The sequence below is a fragment of the Vibrio sp. Vb1729 genome, assembly GCF_033338655.1.
GTDB lineage: Bacteria > Pseudomonadota > Gammaproteobacteria > Enterobacterales > Vibrionaceae > Vibrio > Vibrio alginolyticus.
The window spans coordinates 121,379-138,692 of the sequence record NZ_JAWOTB010000011.1 but is presented as its reverse complement, the minus strand read 5'-3'; the positions used below and the strand labels follow the sequence as shown (position 1 = coordinate 138,692).

Annotated in this window: 21 protein-coding genes; 7 read left to right on the top strand and 14 right to left on the bottom strand. The window is 45.4% G+C overall.

Annotated features, from left to right (window positions below; all coding sequences use genetic code 11):
• Positions 1-62 precede the first annotated feature (62 nt).
• Genes R7E29_RS05500 through flgB form a run of 12 tightly spaced genes read right to left on the bottom strand, consistent with a single transcriptional unit; the run spans position 63 to position 10,053 of the window.
• Positions 63-1,103 (bottom strand): hypothetical protein, encoded by a 1,041-nt coding sequence (locus R7E29_RS05500; RefSeq protein ID WP_054576172.1) that lies wholly within the window; start codon positions 1,101-1,103, stop codon positions 63-65.
• Between the two features lie 18 nt (positions 1,104-1,121).
• Entirely contained in the window at positions 1,122-2,021 is a 900-nt protein-coding gene (flgL, locus tag R7E29_RS05495; protein WP_005373998.1) for a flagellar hook-associated protein FlgL, read from the bottom strand.
• 13 nt (positions 2,022-2,034) lie between these two features.
• Positions 2,035-3,408, bottom strand: a complete 1,374-nt coding sequence (flgK, locus tag R7E29_RS05490; protein ID WP_005374000.1) for a flagellar hook-associated protein FlgK — start codon at positions 3,406-3,408, stop codon at positions 2,035-2,037.
• On the bottom strand, positions 3,409-3,957 hold the full coding sequence (locus R7E29_RS05485; RefSeq protein WP_005374002.1) for a rod-binding protein: 549 nt from the start codon (positions 3,955-3,957) through the stop codon (positions 3,409-3,411).
• A 10-nt stretch (positions 3,958-3,967) separates the two neighbouring features.
• Positions 3,968-5,104, bottom strand: a complete 1,137-nt coding sequence (locus R7E29_RS05480; protein ID WP_086026720.1) for a flagellar basal body P-ring protein FlgI — start codon at positions 5,102-5,104, stop codon at positions 3,968-3,970.
• Positions 5,089-5,760 (bottom strand): flagellar basal body L-ring protein FlgH, encoded by a 672-nt coding sequence (gene flgH, locus R7E29_RS05475; protein WP_017635111.1) that lies wholly within the window; start codon positions 5,758-5,760, stop codon positions 5,089-5,091. The genes R7E29_RS05480 and flgH overlap by 16 nt, the downstream gene beginning before the upstream one ends.
• Before the next feature lie 32 nt (positions 5,761-5,792).
• A complete protein-coding gene (gene flgG, locus R7E29_RS05470) occupies positions 5,793-6,578 on the bottom strand; it encodes a flagellar basal-body rod protein FlgG (protein WP_005374008.1) in 786 nt (261 codons plus the stop codon).
• Positions 6,579-6,602: 24 nt separating this feature from the next.
• The gene (gene flgF / locus R7E29_RS05465) at positions 6,603-7,334 is read right to left on the bottom strand and encodes a flagellar basal-body rod protein FlgF (protein WP_005374009.1); all 732 of its coding nucleotides are present in this window, start codon (positions 7,332-7,334) and stop codon (positions 6,603-6,605) included.
• A 12-nt stretch (positions 7,335-7,346) separates the two neighbouring features.
• A complete protein-coding gene (flgE, locus tag R7E29_RS05460; RefSeq protein WP_017635110.1) occupies positions 7,347-8,543 on the bottom strand; it encodes a flagellar hook protein FlgE in 1,197 nt (398 codons plus the stop codon).
• A gap of 27 nt (positions 8,544-8,570) precedes the next feature.
• Positions 8,571-9,254 (bottom strand): flagellar hook assembly protein FlgD, encoded by a 684-nt coding sequence (flgD, locus tag R7E29_RS05455; protein WP_005384410.1) that lies wholly within the window; start codon positions 9,252-9,254, stop codon positions 8,571-8,573.
• Positions 9,254-9,688, bottom strand: a complete 435-nt coding sequence (flgC, locus tag R7E29_RS05450; RefSeq protein ID WP_005374012.1) for a flagellar basal body rod protein FlgC — start codon at positions 9,686-9,688, stop codon at positions 9,254-9,256. Before flgC ends, flgD begins: the two co-directional genes overlap by 1 nt.
• 2 nt (positions 9,689-9,690) lie before the next feature.
• Positions 9,691-10,053 (bottom strand): flagellar basal body rod protein FlgB, encoded by a 363-nt coding sequence (gene flgB / locus R7E29_RS05445; protein WP_005374013.1) that lies wholly within the window; start codon positions 10,051-10,053, stop codon positions 9,691-9,693.
• A 77-nt stretch (positions 10,054-10,130) separates the two neighbouring features.
• On the opposite strand from flgB, the gene flgA reads away from it, so the two are divergent.
• The 4 genes from flgA (at position 10,131) to R7E29_RS05425 (ending at position 12,531) form a co-directional block, all read left to right on the top strand.
• Positions 10,131-10,928, top strand: a complete 798-nt coding sequence (flgA, locus tag R7E29_RS05440) for a flagellar basal body P-ring formation chaperone FlgA (RefSeq protein ID WP_031777223.1) — start codon at positions 10,131-10,133, stop codon at positions 10,926-10,928.
• A 136-nt stretch (positions 10,929-11,064) separates the two neighbouring features.
• A complete protein-coding gene (gene flgM / locus R7E29_RS05435) occupies positions 11,065-11,346 on the top strand; it encodes a flagellar biosynthesis anti-sigma factor FlgM (protein WP_005374016.1) in 282 nt (93 codons plus the stop codon).
• Between the two features lie 20 nt (positions 11,347-11,366).
• Positions 11,367-11,804, top strand: a complete 438-nt coding sequence (gene flgN, locus R7E29_RS05430) for a flagellar export chaperone FlgN (protein WP_005374018.1) — start codon at positions 11,367-11,369, stop codon at positions 11,802-11,804.
• On the top strand, positions 11,785-12,531 hold the full coding sequence (locus tag R7E29_RS05425; RefSeq protein ID WP_054576173.1) for a lytic transglycosylase domain-containing protein: 747 nt from the start codon (positions 11,785-11,787) through the stop codon (positions 12,529-12,531). Before flgN ends, R7E29_RS05425 begins: the two co-directional genes overlap by 20 nt.
• A gap of 435 nt (positions 12,532-12,966) precedes the next feature.
• Here R7E29_RS05425 and R7E29_RS05420 read toward each other — a convergent pair whose 3' ends face one another.
• The gene (locus R7E29_RS05420) at positions 12,967-13,485 is read right to left on the bottom strand and encodes an NUDIX hydrolase (RefSeq protein ID WP_054576174.1); all 519 of its coding nucleotides are present in this window, start codon (positions 13,483-13,485) and stop codon (positions 12,967-12,969) included.
• A gap of 277 nt (positions 13,486-13,762) precedes the next feature.
• Between R7E29_RS05420 and R7E29_RS05415 the strand changes: the two genes are divergently transcribed.
• Positions 13,763-14,029 (top strand): DUF333 domain-containing protein, encoded by a 267-nt coding sequence (locus R7E29_RS05415; RefSeq protein WP_005374023.1) that lies wholly within the window; start codon positions 13,763-13,765, stop codon positions 14,027-14,029.
• A gap of 249 nt (positions 14,030-14,278) precedes the next feature.
• Positions 14,279-14,935, top strand: coding sequence for a hypothetical protein (locus tag R7E29_RS05410; RefSeq protein ID WP_005374025.1), 657 nt, complete (start codon positions 14,279-14,281; stop codon positions 14,933-14,935).
• On the opposite strand, the gene R7E29_RS05405 is transcribed toward R7E29_RS05410, so the two are convergent.
• A complete protein-coding gene (locus R7E29_RS05405) occupies positions 14,925-15,767 on the bottom strand; it encodes a YdcF family protein (protein ID WP_017635105.1) in 843 nt (280 codons plus the stop codon). The genes R7E29_RS05410 and R7E29_RS05405 overlap by 11 nt on opposite strands.
• 131 nt (positions 15,768-15,898) lie before the next feature.
• Here R7E29_RS05405 and R7E29_RS05400 point away from each other — a divergent pair, with 131 nt between their 5' ends.
• Complete coding sequence (locus tag R7E29_RS05400) at positions 15,899-17,269, top strand: L-serine ammonia-lyase (RefSeq protein ID WP_005374028.1); 1,371 nt, start codon at positions 15,899-15,901, stop codon at positions 17,267-17,269.
• The last annotated feature ends 45 nt before the right edge of the window (positions 17,270-17,314 follow it).

The following is a 17,314-nucleotide window of genomic DNA, read 5'->3' as shown; positions in this document are numbered from 1 at the left end:
TGCGCTGTTTTCGTTATTGGGGGACGATAACAGTGTAAAGCCGGGAATCATTGGAGTGTTCGTTACTTCAGTAAAGCGACCACGGTATGACGACGCACGTTTGCTTGCGCATTCAATGCCTGAAAAGTCGAAGTAAACTCGCCAGACTTTTGCATGAATCCATCCAGTTTTGCATTCACCTCATTGACTGAAAGCTGTGCGGTTTTGGTTTGGATAGAACGCATTTGAGTATTCAGTTCACCATGAAAAGCTTTCGCTTCTTGCAAACTCGTTTGAACTTGTTTCAGATGCTGATTTACTTTAGCAATCGTCTGCTTGATGCCGTCGCGTGAGCCTAGATCAAACCCGAGCTCCGCAATACCATCTGGCTCAGACTTTAAGTTCAAAACGTTAGGCTGTCCCGCAGGGAATCGGTGCCCTTCCCCCGTTACCATCACCTTTTGCTGCATTTGTTGATAAGCGTTGTCTCTGGCTTCAAATAAAATGCTGCCATCATCGGCTAATGAGGCTCGCATTCCTAACGCAATCAAGCTGCGATCCAGCATTTTGACCGTTCGCTCACCGTCTGATTGTCCATCAAACTGAATCATCACCGCTTGACCTTGAGGAAAATCCAAACGGATTTGCTCGGCCTTGTCGCTTAAGCGATGAACATTCAAACCTGGAATAGAAAAGCGACGAATATCCGCTTTATCCAGTTTTAAATGCAGTTCGTTATTTAGGACTTTCTGGCCATCGAAACGTGCTTGCTCAACGACTTTTTGGATGGTGGCTTCAGAACGAACCAATGTATCCTGCAAACCAGGAACATTTTGTACGCCTTGATTAATAGCTTGCGTCAAACCACGTTTAATTTGCGTGAGCTCTTTGCCAATCACCTGCAGCGATTTGGACGCGATCTGAACCGCCGTGGCTTGCTGCTGACCCTGCGTAAGCTGAATACCAGATACAGAGTAGGCTGACGCAGTGTCAGCCTGAATTTGCGCCGGGCGCGGTTTAATTGCCGTACTTGAGTCTGCAGAACGGGTCGGCATGATAGAGGCTTGTTCTTGTCCACCTAAGCGTATGCTATGGGGTCTAACCTCTACTGTACTCATTACCATAAAAAGAACTTCCTAACCTTATAAACGGTCAAACAGCGACAAACCATCGATCTTCACATAGCTTGCTTGCGTTGCTTGCAAAGCGGCCATGTAATTACTCAATCGTACCGACGCTTCACCATAGTCCAGAGCAGAGAGGTCTCCAGATACTTTGTCAACGAACAGCTTGTTTTCACTGTGCGCGCCACCAACAAGATCTAAGTTGTTGTGTCGACCACCAATCTCAGTCATGGTCCCTAGTACGTTTGAAAAAGTATCGTCGATAGCGCTGATACTCGCCTCAACTTCAGCTCTGAAGTTGGCGGTAGGGCTCTCAAACTCTTTGATCAGCGCATCAATTTGGTTAAGCACGTTATGGCCTCCCCCAAGGTCCAATATTTCTTTTGCAGTCATATTGGAATCCATCGTGACACCTTTAGCAATTGTTACTACGCGCTTGTCACTATTACCTTCAATTACGTAGCTGCCGCTCGCTTTACTTACAGCCGCAGTATCCGTTTTAGTACCAGAGAAAAGGTAGTGCCCTTCTTCATCCTGCGCGTTAAAAGACGACTCAATAGAGTCACGGTAACTCTTAAGCTCTGTAATCATACCGCCACGACTTTCGTCAGTAAGAGAGCCGTTCGCACCCCAAAGCGCGATGTCTCGCATGCTTTTTAAGCTTTCTTTGATCGAATCTAAATGGGTTTCTTGACTCGATAGCGTCGTTTTTACGTTTTCAATGTTGTTTTTGTACTGAGCAATCGCACTGGTTTCTCGGTCTAAGTTAAGCAACTTGATCGAAGCCATTGGATCGTCAGACAGCTTGGTCAAGCGCTTGCCAGTAGACATCTGTTGCAGAGCTTCGCCTAATCCCGCGCTATTGCTCTGCAAGCTGTGCAACATCATTTGACTAAATTGATTGTCACTAATTCGCATCTAAACTTTCCTCTTAGAATAACTGCAGAATAGAATCGAGCAGTTGATTTGCTGTGCTGATCACTTTCATGTTGGCATTGTGCGCATTAGCAAACATCATTAGGTTAGCCGCTTCTTCATCGCTGTTTACGGAGCTAACATTATCGCGAGCTGCGTGCGCTTGCTTGTTCATGGCTAACTTCGCTTGATAATCAGCATTAGCTTGGCGTGCTTTAATTGCGGTTTGACCCACCATTGAACTAAAGGCATCGTTCAAGCTTACTGAGCCGTAACCTGATACCGCCACTGGCTTGTTGCTTAACTCGATCAATGATTGCAACGCATCTGCGTTACCAGGTGTTCCATCACTTGAGAACGCAAGCTCATCTGGAGTTAGCTTGGTAATATCCAAACTGGCTGCAGGGTTTGCTGGGTCATAGCTGAACAAAGGTTTACCTGGGTTGCCATTTAAGTCTTTGCCAGTTGCAAGCACGGCGTTGTATTCATCCGCGAGAGCTTTCGCCATGTCATTCAGAGCCAATTGGTTTGGTTTCAACACTTCGGTTTGATAGTCATTAATCGCACCTAATTTGCCACCAAGCGAGTCACCAATCGCAAAACTTTGATTCGAGAACGTGACGTGTAAGTCCGCCAAGTAAGGATCACTCGGGTCAGGAATGGCTTCCAGTTTGCCATGGTCCGTACCCATCACAAGCGGTTGACCAGAGGTTAGTGTGACCTGAACACTGCCGTCATGCTGCTGTGTTGTTTTGATTTCAATGGTTTGAGATAACTCACCGATTAACCTATCTCGTTCATCCATTAACTGTGATGGGTTACCACCTGTACCTTGCATCTCTACCAGTTGCTTGTTCACCTTCGCGATATTTTCCATAAGGCTATTCGCGTGGTTAAGCGCTGCATTACGTTGGTCGCTCATGTCTTTATGTTGATTGTATAAAGACTCGGTAAGCGTATTAAAACGGCGGGCCAAAGCTTCAGATTCGTTAATGATCTGCTGGCGGTAAGGTATGGATTCCGGCTTAACGGTCGCATCGTTAAGCGCAGCGTTTAGCGAGTCCAAGCCAGCCGATATACTGAAACCATCGGCACCAAGCGTATTCTCCAGCTGACTCATGTTACTGGTGTATCCAGATGCGTATGCCGCCATACTGTTAGTCGACCACGTTTGCTTAATCAGAAATTGATCAGTAACGCGGCGAATGCTAGTGACTTCTACCCCTAAACCTGGACTTAAGCGATTGGCTTTACCATCATCGACAGACGCCATCAACGCTTGTTGACGACTGTAACCCACGGTATTCACGTTTGCCACGTTTTGCGCGGTTACGTCTAGGGCCACACGGTTCGCGCCTAAACCTGAAAGGGCAATATTAACTAGGTTCATTTACAGCTCCATTTTTCTGATCAACGGCTGAGAAAACGCGGTAGTCATACCGGCCTCACCGAATACCTGTTTAACAGAGGCGACGGCTTGAGAAGCGGTATTAAATAGGCTTGAATTCTTCTCTACCTCTTTAGAATCTACTTGTGAGATAGATTCAGAATTCGAAGCTTTACCATCGTTAGCGGATGAGATGTTGCGCGCAGCATCGAAAGCAACCTCACGCATAGACGGGCTCAGCTGCTGGATGAGCATATTGGCAATGCCTGAGCTCTGTTTCTTTGCTAGTTCCATCGCCAGCTGACCGTCATACATATCACGGAATACCCCTTGTTGCTGACTGGCGAACGGGCTGTCTTTATCAGCAAGAGCATCACTACTGCTGCGCATTTGGCGTAACACCATTTGTAGGAACATTGCCTCAAATTGACCTGCGACGACTTCAAGTGCGCCTTCTTGATCACGACTATGCTTGATGTTAGCCAATGCACTATTGTCGTGATAAAGCATCGAATTTAACTGAGTTTGTTCATTGGTACTGTCTAGCTTCATCCTTAACTCCTTATATCACGACCAATTCAGCGTTCAATGCACCTGCTTCACTCAAAGCTTGCAGGATAGACATCAAGTCTGTAGGCGTGGCACCTAAACTATTTACCGCATTAACTATGGTGTTAAGTTCCGTGCCTGGAGGCCAAATCACCATCTGAGCGAGATCTTCATTCACATCAAGGTCCGTTTGGTTAACGACTTTCGTATCGCCATTTGCAAACGCATTAGGCTGACTAACTTGTTGTGATTCAGAAATTCGCACGGTCAAGTTACCGTGACTTACTGCTGCTTCACTCACTTTGACACTCTTACCGATCACTACGGTGCCAGTGCGAGAGTTAAAGACAATACGAGCAGGTTTACGGCCTTCAACGACGCTCATTTCTTCAAGCATCGACATCATGACGACACGCTGCTGTGTATCTTTTGGTGCACGCATATCAATGCGCGCTTTATTGATCGCAACTGCAACGTTAGGTCCAAAAGTGTTGTTAATTTCACGCGCAATATTTTTTGCTGTAGTGAAGCTAGGCTTGCGCAGGTTTAGGGTGATTTCATCACGTTGGTTGAAATCGGTTTTGATTTCTCTCTCTAAAGTCGCACCATTCGGAACGCGACCCGCCGTTGGTGTGTTTACTTCTACTTTGGAGCCACTTCGCCCCTCTGCAGATAAGCCGCCCACAACCACGTTACCTTGCGCAATCGCGTACACTTCGCCATCAATACCACGTAAAGGCGTTAGCAATAACGTACCACCGCGAAGGCTCTTTGCATCACCGATTGAAGACACAACCACATCCAACGTTTGTCCTGGGCCTGCCATTGGATCAACGGACGCTGTCACACTCACAGAAGCCACATTTCGTAGCTTAGGGTTCATACTGTCATCAATTTGAACCCCAAACTGACGTAGCATGTTGGTAATAGATTGAGAGGTAAATTTCACTTGGTTTCGGTCACCTTGGCCGGCTAAGCCAACTACCAAACCATAACCAACCAGTTGGTTTTCTCGAATGCCGCGAACATCGACCAAGTCCATGATCGGAATTTCCGCTTCAGCACGTGAAGTGCCTGGTAGTCCCAAGGTCAACACCAATAGGAGAGACATAAAGAAAGATTGCATTGTCTTCATTAGAAAGGTACCCATGGGCTGTTGAAGAACTGAGTTAGCCACCCGGCTGCGTTGCTGTCAGCTAGCGCTCCGCGACCTGCGTAGGTAATTCTTGCATCAGCAATTCGTTGAGAAGAAACTTGGTTACTGCGGTTAATATCATCCACACGGACGATACCGGTTAGACGAATAAACTCGTCGCCTTGATTCAGACGAAGCCATTTTTCACCGCTGATACGCAATACGCCATTAGGTAATACTTCGTGTACCGTTACCGTAATGGCACCTTGAAGCTTGTTGCCTTGTGAACTTGATGCACTGCCATCGAAGTTACGTTTGCCATCCACGCTAACCCCTAACTCATCGATAGTTTTCGTGCCTATGGTCGGCGCCACAAAGTTAATTGCTGAACTTTTACCGAACTTAGTACCCGCATTTTTACTCGATGAGGTTTCTTCTGATAATTGAACCGTTAATACATCGCCAACTCGGTAAGCACGACGATCCTGGAACAGAGTCATCGTGTATTGGTGACGATAAAGGCTACCAGATTGGGTTTCCGGCAGCGTGTAATCGAGCGTTGGTGGTGCATATTCCTCAGCATTCGGCTCAGGCGGAATGAATTCCTGACGGCCAGCACATCCCACCAGCAACACGGCGGCTACTGCCCAACTCTTAGAAAGCCATTTCATTGCTTTTTCCTTCATCATCACCAATTTCATACTTACATTGATTGCGAAACAAACTTCAGCATGTCATCTGCAGCAGAGACCACTTTCGCATTCATCTCATACGCACGTTGAGTGGTGATCATGTCGACCATCTCTTCTACTACTTGTACGTTTGACCCTTCCAGTGCACCTTGCTTGATAATGCCGGCACCATCAGCTCCTGCAATCAGCTCATCAGCTGGACCGCTGGCTTCCGTTTCACGGAATAAGTTGCCACCCATGGCCTCTAAGCCTGCTGGATTGATGAATTTTGCAAGTGTAATTTGACCAAGCTGCTGAGGTGTTGGATCGTCTGCTGTTGTTGTAGTCACGGTGCCATCAACACCCACAGAGAAAGAGACCGCATTGTCAGGGATCTGGATTTGAGGCTCTAAAGGCAGGCCCTGACTGTTCACCATTAAGCCTTCTGAGTTTCGATGGAACTGACCATTACGTGTATACATGATCTGCCCGTCCGAGTTTTCTATTTGGAAGAAACCCTGACCCATTACAGCAAGATCCAACTCTTGCGTTGTGTTTTGGGTATTACCTTGCGTGAACACTTTTTGTGTGCCAACAACGCGAACACCGCTACCTAGCTGAATACCACTTGGTAATTCGTTAACTTGGTCTACTTGAGCGCCTGGTTGGCGCTGAATGCTGTAGAAAAGATCTTCAAATACGACTCGGTCACGCTTAAAGCCAACCGTGTTTACGTTTGCTAGGTTGTTAGAAATGGCAGTCATCTTCGTGTCTTGCGCTGCCATGCCTGTTTTACTTACCCATAATGCTGAATGCATTTTTTACTCCTTGCGGGGCGAGACTTAGCTCGCCGCCATTAATTTGTTACCAGCTTTTGCTAGAGTTTCCGCCGTTTTCATCATGCGAACTTGCATTTCAAAGTTGCGCGTCAGCGACATCACACTAACCAATTCATCAATAGCAGATACGTTACTGCCCTCAATGTGCTCAGGAGAGAGTTGCACGGTTTCATCTGCCGCGAATGGCACGCCATCTACGCTGTGCAGCAAGCTATCGCTCTCTTTTTGCAGTTGATTAATTTCCGGTTTAACCAACTTCAAAGTGCCTGCCACAATTTCTGCGCCGCCACCTGGTGGGATCACTGAGACTTGACCACGTTCGCTGATTTCAATCTTTTGATAGTCCGGCACAACCAAAGGACCATTGTCACCGAGGACAGGGAACCCATTGATTGTTAGAGCGCCAAAAGTATCGACCTGAATATTGCCTGCACGGGTGTAAGCTTCGTTACCCGCTGGGGTTTCTACAGAGAGATACCCCTCACCCATAACCGCAACGTCCAACGGACGTCCTGTTTTCACAATATCGCCAGCGTCGAAACGTGTTGAGGCAGAGTTGGTCACAACCATAGTGCGACCATCAAAACCTGGGCCTTGCATCTCTACACTACGCACACGCTCCATATCCGCTCGAAAACCCGCAGTATCAGCATTTGATAAGTTGTTTGAACGAACGTGCTGCGCTTTAAGAACTCGGCTGGCACCCGACGTTGCCGTAAATAACAAACTATCCATGCAAAACTCCCATTACACCGCGTTAAACAAAGCTTGAGTAAGCTTGTCGCTGGTAGAAATTGTCTTTGCGTTTGCTTGGTAGTTGCGTTGTGCAGTCATTAGAGCAACAAGCTCGCTGGTTAAGTCAACGTTAGAACCTTCTAATGCACCCGGAGTTAGGTCACCCATCGTACCTGAACCCGGAACACCCATAATTGGAGCACCTGAGCTAAAGCTTTGAGTCCATGATGTTCCACTCACTTTCGCTAAGCCTTGTGTGTTTGCAAAATCAGCAAGAACAACCTGACCTTGTAGCTGTGATTGGCCGTTAGTGTAAGTCGCGTAAACCATGCCGTTACCTTCAACGCGTACACCTGCAAGTTCACCTGATGTGTAACCGTTAGGGCTATTAGTACTTACGCCAAAAGCTGCACCAAATTGCGTGCTGCCTTTCAGGTTAATGTCTACACTCATCGCGTTCGCACCTGCTGCAGGGAATGAAACATTAAACGGCGCAGTTGGTGTTGAAAGCGAGCCGTCTTTACCAAACGTTACAGGCACAGTTGCTACTGGCGTCGTACCGCCATCTACTTGAACGTTCACTTCCCACGAGTTAGAAGCAGTCTTAGTAAAGTACTGAGTTACCGTGTGCGAGTTACCCAATGAGTCGTAGACTTTTGTTGTGTAAGACGAGTTAAATGAGCTTGGATCTTTTGGATTGAATGGCGTTACGGCTTTATCAATAACAGACGCGCTTGCGTCGAAGTTCGCAACAAAATCTAAGCTGTCTGTTGCTTTAGCATTCAGTGAGGAAGTCGATACCTGAATATTACCCACAGAACCTGTCATTAGGTTGTTGTTGCTATCGACACTGTAACCTTGAAGCTTTGCACCGCTGTTAGCCGTAACAAAGTTGTTCTTATCCGTTGAGAACACACCTGAACGTGTGTACAACATTTGGCCCATATTATCTTTAGTAACAAAAAAGCCACCGCCATTAATAGCTAGGTCCATCGCACGGCCAGTTCCTGTGATACTGCCGTCTTTGTCGAAGTTCTGTGAAATTGACGCGACTTCCACACCACCAGGTTGCATGCCGTTATATACAGCGGAGAATTCTGTGCGGCCACCTTTAAAACCATACGTTGATGCGTTGGCAATGTTGTGACTGATTGTGTTTAGCTCTGTGTTGGTCGCGTCCAGACCACTTAGTGCGATGTTAAAACTCATAAATAGACCTCTGATTTCCGTATTTGGTTAAGCACCAAACTGAGTGATTTGATAGAAAGGAACGTTGCCAACGCCATGGACATTGACTAATGCTGCGCCACCGGTATTAGGAATGCGCACTTGCTCAACAGTGCCTGCCATCAGCACATTTGGACTTGCTTGCCCTTCTTGCACTTCTACGGCCACTGAGTATTTGCCTGGTTTAAGACCAAGTTCTTCAGGATTAATTGAAAAGTCGACGTCACCTTTGCCGTGAGCACCTAGTGGCACTTTAGTTGATTGACCAAATTCATCTTTAACAACTAACGTGACTTGGTTTGAGCTATGAGCGAGTTCGATTTTTCCGTTTTGTACGTCTTCACCAAGCTGAAATTCATCCGCGTTGACGTAAACCGTTTGCCCAACAAGGCCCGCTGTTGATAGCACTTGCATGTTGTCCAGTAACACCATGCTCTGTTGCATTGTCTTAGACATATTCTCGGTACTTTGTACCTGCGAGAACTGAGCCAATTGACCAACGTATTCCGTACCATCAAGGGGATTAAGTGGGTCTTGGTTTTGAATTTGAGCCACCATCAAAGAAATAAACTCATTCTCCAATGAAGAAGCACTGTTCATGTCTTTAGGGTTTGGTGAGATACCGTTGCTGTCTTTTGCTTTTGTATTTACTGGAGCGTCAGACGATAAAGGGGTGTATTGTGCAATACTCATTAGCTACCCTGCCCTAATCTAAGCAGACCTTGCTGCATACTTTTTACATTGGCTAATACTTCAACATTCGTTTCGAAGCTGCGTGTTGCGGACATCATGTCTGCCATTTCAGCAACTACATCAATATCGGGGTAAAACACATAGCCTTCATCATTAGCCAGTGGGTTGTTCGGCTCAAAACGCTTCTCTGCATCTCCAGCATTTTTAACAACGTCAACAATGCGAACTTCTGCATTGGGATAAGCTCCATTTTCTGTTGTCATTTGCGTTTTTTGGTACACAGTCGCAAATACTGGCTTAAGCGCTTTATAAGCATCTTCTGGATTTGCAGATACTGCATCTGCGTTTGCTAAGTTACTGGCTACCGTATTCAGACGCACAGTTTGTGCTGTCATCGCGGAACCAGTGATCGAGTAAATATCAGTGAATGACATAATTAACGTCCCTCAATCGCTTTCGCTAAGCCATTAAATTTCATGTTGAGAAACGTCAGGCTAGTTTGAAAGTCCATGTTGTTTTGCGTGAATTTTGCTTGTTCAACACCAAGCTCTACGGTGTTGCCATTTTTGCTATTCTGGTAAGGCACCGAGTATTGGGCCTGAACCTGGAACTTTGGCACCGGTTTGTTCACACCACCTGCCGTTACTTGGTTCATTACGGTGGTGAAACTTAGGTCTTTCGCCAAATACCCAGGGGTGTCAACATTTGCTAGGTTACTGGCGAGGACTTTGGTACGCTGAACGCGAAAATTAAGTGCCTCTGGATGTACTCCTAAAGCATTTTCAAATGTGATCGCCATGCATCTTCCTTACAGTTGGCTCGAATACGCCAACATACAAACAAGATACGTGCCATAAAAAATAGCTATATATATCAATGACTTACAAACAAGGATGGAAGCCAAACTTCCGGTTCTCGGAAAGCATTAAAAACAAGAGGAAAGTGTCCACTTCCTCAACAATAATGCTGACGTTACTCGCTTTGACATCAGAACAAGCATTCGCCAACACCAATGACAAAACCCTCAGCGTTGAAGAGATAAAGTCCGTTGTAGCAACGGATTTCGAACAAGAGGTGGATCGCGTAGCGCTCTCCAATCAGTGGGGGGAGTACAAACTGGACTTCGACATGTGGGTGCCCGGTTCCGCCAATCACTTGCCAGAATGTCAATCGCCTTTAGTTATCACAGGTCGTGACAACAACACGTTGCCAGTCGGTAACCTCAAGCGCTCAGTCAGCTGCGACAATATCGCATCACCATGGCGAATTAACGTTACGATAAAGTCTTCGCTGACTCTGCCTGTTTTAGTCGCGACAACCACGGTTGGCCGAAATGAAGTCGTAACGGCTAAACACATAAAGCTTGAAACCCGAACCATCTCTCGCCAAGACGATTTTTATACTCGCCCCGAGCAAGCAGTAGGCTTAGAAACCTCTCGTCGTTTGCGGGCTGGACAAGTGGTTAATCCATCCAATTTGTCGGCCCCACCTCTAATCGAGAAAGGCAATGAAGTCATAGTCATTGCGAGCAAAAATGGATTTAGTGCCAGCACAAAAGGAGTCGCCTTAGAAGATGGAGCGAAAGGGCAACAAATTGACGTGGAAAACCCAAGTTCGGGCAAGGTCATAAGAGCAGTCGTAACTGGATTAAACCAGGTTCATACTCAATTTTGATTTTTTGACTCGGGGTAACATTTTTTAATTTTGGCTCTCGTCAGTAACACTGAACTTCGAGTACAAAAAAAATATTTAATGTTTATCACATTCTAACCGCCTACTTAATTTAGAACATGATGATGAGGACCACAGCATGAAAATCGACAAAGTCGCGGGCGGTCATGTCCCACAAACAAAATTACAGCAAGCAAGCAAACAGCCTGTCGACGTCGTCGAACAGAGCAAAGTACACGAGCCTGCATTTCAAGCGAATACCGTAGCGATAGATCGCGCTCAAGCTGAAATGGCATCACTACCTGATGTTGATATGGAAAAAGTAGAACAAGTACGCAACGCATTAGCGCGTGGTGAACTTAGCCTAGATACAAAAGTGCTATCCAAGGCAATCATGCAGTTCCATACAGGTCACGAGTAATAAAACGCTAGGAAGACATCATGGCAAGCGCAGTATCGCAGCGAATTCAACAATTTGTTCGCTCTATATCTGAGGATATTAAGCTTTATCAACAACTGCTTCCTTTGCTTCAGCAGCAAAAGGTATTGTACTTAAAGTTTGATGGAGAGGCACTGAACGACAATGTTCAGAAACAAATGCCGATACTCAATAAACTCAGCCGCTCCGCCAATGACAGAAGCCAGTGTATGCGAGCGCTGGGGTTAGCGTGTAATGACGCCAGCGTAAAACGAATTTTCAATGCTTTGCCTGCCCAAATAGGTATGCAAGCTAGAAAACAATGGGCGCTATTGGAAACGTTGGTAAGTCAGTGCCAACAATACAATCAGAGCAATGGCCACAGCTCTGCGGCGTTCCATGAGTTGGTCAGTCAACTCAAACAACCTGTGCAACACACTTATGAAGATAAATCGTTCTAAACGATGTTCGTCTTGCCTACAGATTCAGTCGCCATCTCGGCTGAGTACTGTAGGCCTTTTTATTTTTATTGCCTTTCTGTCCTACCTTCCAATCACATGCCAGGCAAAACCAAATGCTGTCGATATTCAAACGCAGTATCAAGTATTAGCACCATACAAGCCACAAATTGCCAAGCGTCTCGATTCATCCAAACCGGTAATTAACCACATTTTCAAACAGCTTCAAAACCACTCATTACCAAATAGCCTAGCCTTAGTGCCAATGTTAGAATCTTCTTACAACCCCAAAGCCGTTTCTCACGCTAACGCCGCCGGACTTTGGCAATTGATACCAACCACAGCGAAACGATTCGGATTAACGATAAATACAAAACAAGACGATCGCTTTGACACAGAAGCCAGCACAACGGCCGCGCTCAAGTACCTGGCGTTTTTATACAACAAATTCGATCAAAATATGGCTCTCACTTTAGCTGCATACAATGCCGGAGAAGGACGTGTTGCACGTGCTATTCAGCGAGCAGGAAGTCGAGATTTCCAACAACTCACGCTGCCTAACGAGACTCGTCAATACGTCAGCCGCTTCTATGCATTGGAAAAGTTGATAGATATCGGTCAGTTACAATCCTCATCATTTCAACCTTTACTCTTGTTTGCTCCAGACGCTCCTATGATTTCACAACCGCTGGTCGACTTTAGCCGACTGCCTCCGCTAGTTAATTTGTGATAAAAGCTACGACAGAGCTCAATGTCAGAGAAACGTAAAATTACAAGATCCTGTTCGGCGAATTTGAAAACTCGTGATCTCTATGCAAACGTGTGCAAAAAAGTTGAGGTAAGGTATCTCAAAGATAAGAAAGAGTAGTGGTTTACTAAAAAGCGCCCCAATTGCGCTTGGCAATTGGGTAGATATGCGTCACATTGCGTTTGCAAAAAAACATGAAAACCAATGGTCAGACCTAATAATTATTTACACACTAAATGTAAAACAGCTATTGTTTCCATAGTTCGAAACAAATCTAACATATCAAGATGACGCTTCGCTTGCGCGTCTGGAATAAGTCCGGGTTCCGGGGGGGAGTCCGGACTTTTTTATTGCTCTAAAATCTTTGCCCACAATAGAGCCAACAGAAGCTAAGTCGTAATGATGCAAACTAACTGTTTATAGTAATTCTTTAGAAATCAACTGAAGTAAAAACGTTTCGCGCTCAATGCTCATGCCTTTTTTCGGGCTTTCTGCCATCGTTTTTTCATTGTGTGCAATTGCTTCGTGTATGTTCATCCATACCGGGTGCATTCCATTTTTAACTTCGTAATCTTCATACGCCGTTTCGCCTAGCTCACGTTCGATTTTACATGTATAACAATACGACACCATGTGCATCACGTCAGCGTCATCCTTGTACCACGGACGAAACTCCTCAAAGATTCCGAAAGGCTTAATACCATGTATATTTTGGGCGCCCGTTTCTTCCTCTAATTCACGGACTAATCCAGCAATGACATCTTCACCATCATCAATACCACCGCCTGGTAGCGTGTAGTCATGGTAACGTTCTGTATAGAGCAACAGCACATCTTCACCATCAAGTACAATGGCTCGCGCTGCATTGCGCTGAAAAACAATTTTGTCATCCAAATGCTCTATGTCTGGATGAACGGTCGATTTTAAATGTCTCATCGAAATTACCACGGTCAATGTTTTGTGCGCATATTACCGAATTTCACACTTTAAATCATTGTTGTAGGCCAGGTACGTTCGAGCGCTTGTCAGGAAGTGATTGATATGACCTTCACAACAATACGCCAAGAACAGAAGTGTGACGTGCTAATCAGCAATAAATGAGAATATCTAAATTCTTATACGTCCCTCTTACTTTTAACATCGATAAGACAATAATCTCTTAAAGTTGCCTATAATCAATACAATACTCGCCCACCCCATGCGGAGATAAAGAATGAAAAAGACAAATTTAATGATGGCTATGGCTGCAACATTGGTACTGGCTGGTTGTTCAACTTACGAGGGAGCGACCCGATCAACTGAGTATACCTCCGTTGCAAATCCCGCAGCCGTATACTGTGTTCAGCAAGGTGGTGAGCTGGATACCGTGTCGGAAAACGGCGAACGTGTCACTTACTGTGTGCTGTCGGACAATGAACGCGTCGAGCAATGGGAATACTATCGCGAGAATCACAAAGAAAATGAGGGTGACAACTACTAATTATTTTTATCGATACGTCACCTTCCCTCTATCACTTAGGAGCCTTTGGGCTCCTTTTTTATTTGATTTATCAAAGTGTTCTTACGTTGTTTTTACATATCTCTGACTTTACCGCACATCGACCCTATATCGAACAGTGTTCTATTCTTGACATTCCCCTGACATAACTTTCCACTTGGACAATAAAATTCCAAACACAGATCACACTAATTCACATTTCTTCCACATTTTCTGGGACAGGTGAGCAAGATGAAAACACAAATAGTAAAAGAAGCCGAGTCAGCCCCAAGCAACGTTGTTACTGAAAAATCAAAGCGCATTATTTATAAATCAAGCTTAAACGCCTTGATGATTGTCGCTATAAGTATTCTCGTTAACCTTAGTCTTCGTCTTGATTATGTCGTGTTGGGATCAAGCCTTGGCGAGCTTTCCGTTACAGAAACGCTCCAGCTTGTGATGCTTGCTATTGCATCATGGTCGTTTTTCAGCTTATCGAAACAACAGCCTCAGCTAAAGCATGCGGCTATTTTGATTGCAGGATTTTTTGCAGTACTGATTATTCGCGAAACGGACTATTGGACAGACATGATTCATCATGGCTCTTGGGTTTTCCCAGCACTTGCTGTCACCGCACTGGCTTGCGCCAAAGCTTACCAAGGTGGTAAAGGTACCATGAACGAAATGGCGACCATTTTAACGGTGCCACATATGAAGCTATTAGTTGGTGCTGTAATGCTATTATTAGTCTTCTCTCGTTTGTATGGTATGGGTAGTTTTTGGCAACAAGTGATGGACGAAAATTACATCCGTGATGTTAAAAATATCTCAGAAGAAGGTATAGAACTGCTTTGCTACTGTTTGATCGCATTAAGCGCCGTCCGCACAAAACGCGAGCTTAATGAATAGACTCTGGGTCAAAGCGACGGTTCAATGCCGTCAGTATCGGATGGAAGATACTTAATGCCTTTTCCGCAGCACCTACAGATTCATCCAAGGCCGTCATTTCGACGGCCTTTTTCATTTCTTTAATATGTTGCAAAGCCTCTTTATCGAGCGGTAAAGAGAGCAATTTATGAATAGTATCTCTTGCGATCATAAGTGGCTTTTTTCGGACAATTGATAAATCTCGGAAAAATACGCCATGCTTGACCCCTTCTAAATAAACTCGGTAGGTTGTGAGTTCATCGAGTAGCAAGAATGTCTCCGCCATAAGCCCTTTATGTGGGTATGGCACGCTAATATGTTTGCTGATATCCAGTGGAATATTGAGGGTCACCCCCATGGATTCGCAATCGGATTTAAGTACTCGTAATAAGCCTTGCTCATCCATCAAATTCTGGATATCAATGATTCGTTCGAGGTGGTAGTCATTAGACAGCAAGATAACCTCAACCGGATGCCCCAACCATAACTCGAACAACCCACTTTTGCACAAAACTTGGGAAACATAACGCATGTTTTGAAACGTGTTCAACGACTCCGTTTCTAAGAGTATATGACGTTCAGGGAACGGATTCACAGAGTCTGCGTTTAGGGTTCTAAAATACGCGTACATCGCCTCTGCTTCAGAAACACTTTGTCCTTGCGTTACTCCGCCACAAAAAACAATCACCGTTCGCTCTATCGGTAGTGATGCAGTCCTACAAGACAAAGCTTCGACTCTGGTTATGCCCTCAGAGGTCAACCTGTTATTGACGAGGCGTTTACCTAAAACGATGACGATGTTGTCTAACTTCATTTTAAAATCTCGCGCTTAGTTGGCAGTGTTACAAAAATCTTCTTTCACTCCCGACCCACAAGCTTTAACATCTAGTTAACAACACTGTTCTAGAGACCTTTATAAAGGTTCACTGCTAAAGGAAGTCAATTATGCTGTCGATTTTCGATATATTTAAAATTGGTGTCGGGCCATCCAGCTCCCACACTAATGGTCCTATGCTTGCCGGATTCCATTTCACTCAGCTAGTTAGCGACTCTATGGCGAAAGTGCATCGGGTGCAAGTGGACCTTTATGGCTCATTGTCACTGACAGGTCGAGGGCACCATACAGACCGAGCCACGGTCCTTGGTTTGATGGGAAATAAACCTGATACCATCAAAATGAGCAGTGCCAAAAGTGCGCTACAAAATACCATAGACAATAATACGCTCATGCTCGCCGGTACACACCAGATTGAGTTTAGCTACGACCATGACATCGTCTTTCATAGCGACAACCTTCCCCTGCATGAAAATGGTATGACGATTACGGCATTAGACGCAGCTGGAGATCAAGTAGCGTTTGAAATTTATTACTCCATTGGAGGCGGATTCATCGCCACCGCCGACGAACTAGAGAACGGCACGCAACAAAATGAGGTCGCAGTACCATTTCCGTTTACATCCGCAGATGAGATGCTGGAAAAAGCCGAGACGAACGGTTTCAGCTTGGGAGGCATGATCCTCCAAAACGAACTCGCATTTCGCTCAGACGAAGAAATTAACCAAAGAGCAGAGCAAATTTGGAAAGTGATGTCGCTCTGCATGCAACGTGGCTTCGATACGGAAGGGATTTTGGAAGGTGGTCTAAATGTCACTCGTCGAGCACCAAACCTTTTGAAAAAGCTCGAAGCCAACGCTGCAGTTGAAAACGATCCGATGGAGATCATGGATTGGATCAATCTCTTCGCCTTTGCGGTTAGTGAAGAAAATGCAGCAGGAGGGCAAGTCGTTACTTCTCCAACGAATGGCGCAGCAGGGGTGATTCCGGCGGTATTGATGTACTACCATCGCTTCATCAAAGAGCTCGATGTTAAACAGCTAAAAGACTTTCTCGCAGTCGCCGGCGCTATCGGCATCTTATATAAAACTAACGCGTCAATTTCTGGTGCAGAAGTGGGGTGTCAGGGAGAAGTTGGGGTTTCTTCATCCATGGCTGCCGCTGGCTTAACAGCGCTAAGAGGGGGCAGTAACGAGCAGATTTGTATTGCTGCGGAAATTGCGATGGAGCATTCATTGGGTATGACTTGTGACCCGATTGGCGGCTTGGTTCAAGTACCTTGTATTGAAAGAAATGCCATGGGAGCAATGAAAGCGATTAATGCATCGCGTATGGCATTAAAGCGCACAAGTAAATGCTTAATTTCGTTAGATAAAGTTATCGAAACCATGTATCAGACTGGTAAAGATATGAATAAAAAATACCGTGAAACTTCTTTGGGGGGCTTAGCTGTCATTCATATGGCACCGCCATGCGAATAATGGCAGGTGGTCATTGCGCTTAGCTTCTCACCATACGCTTATCTG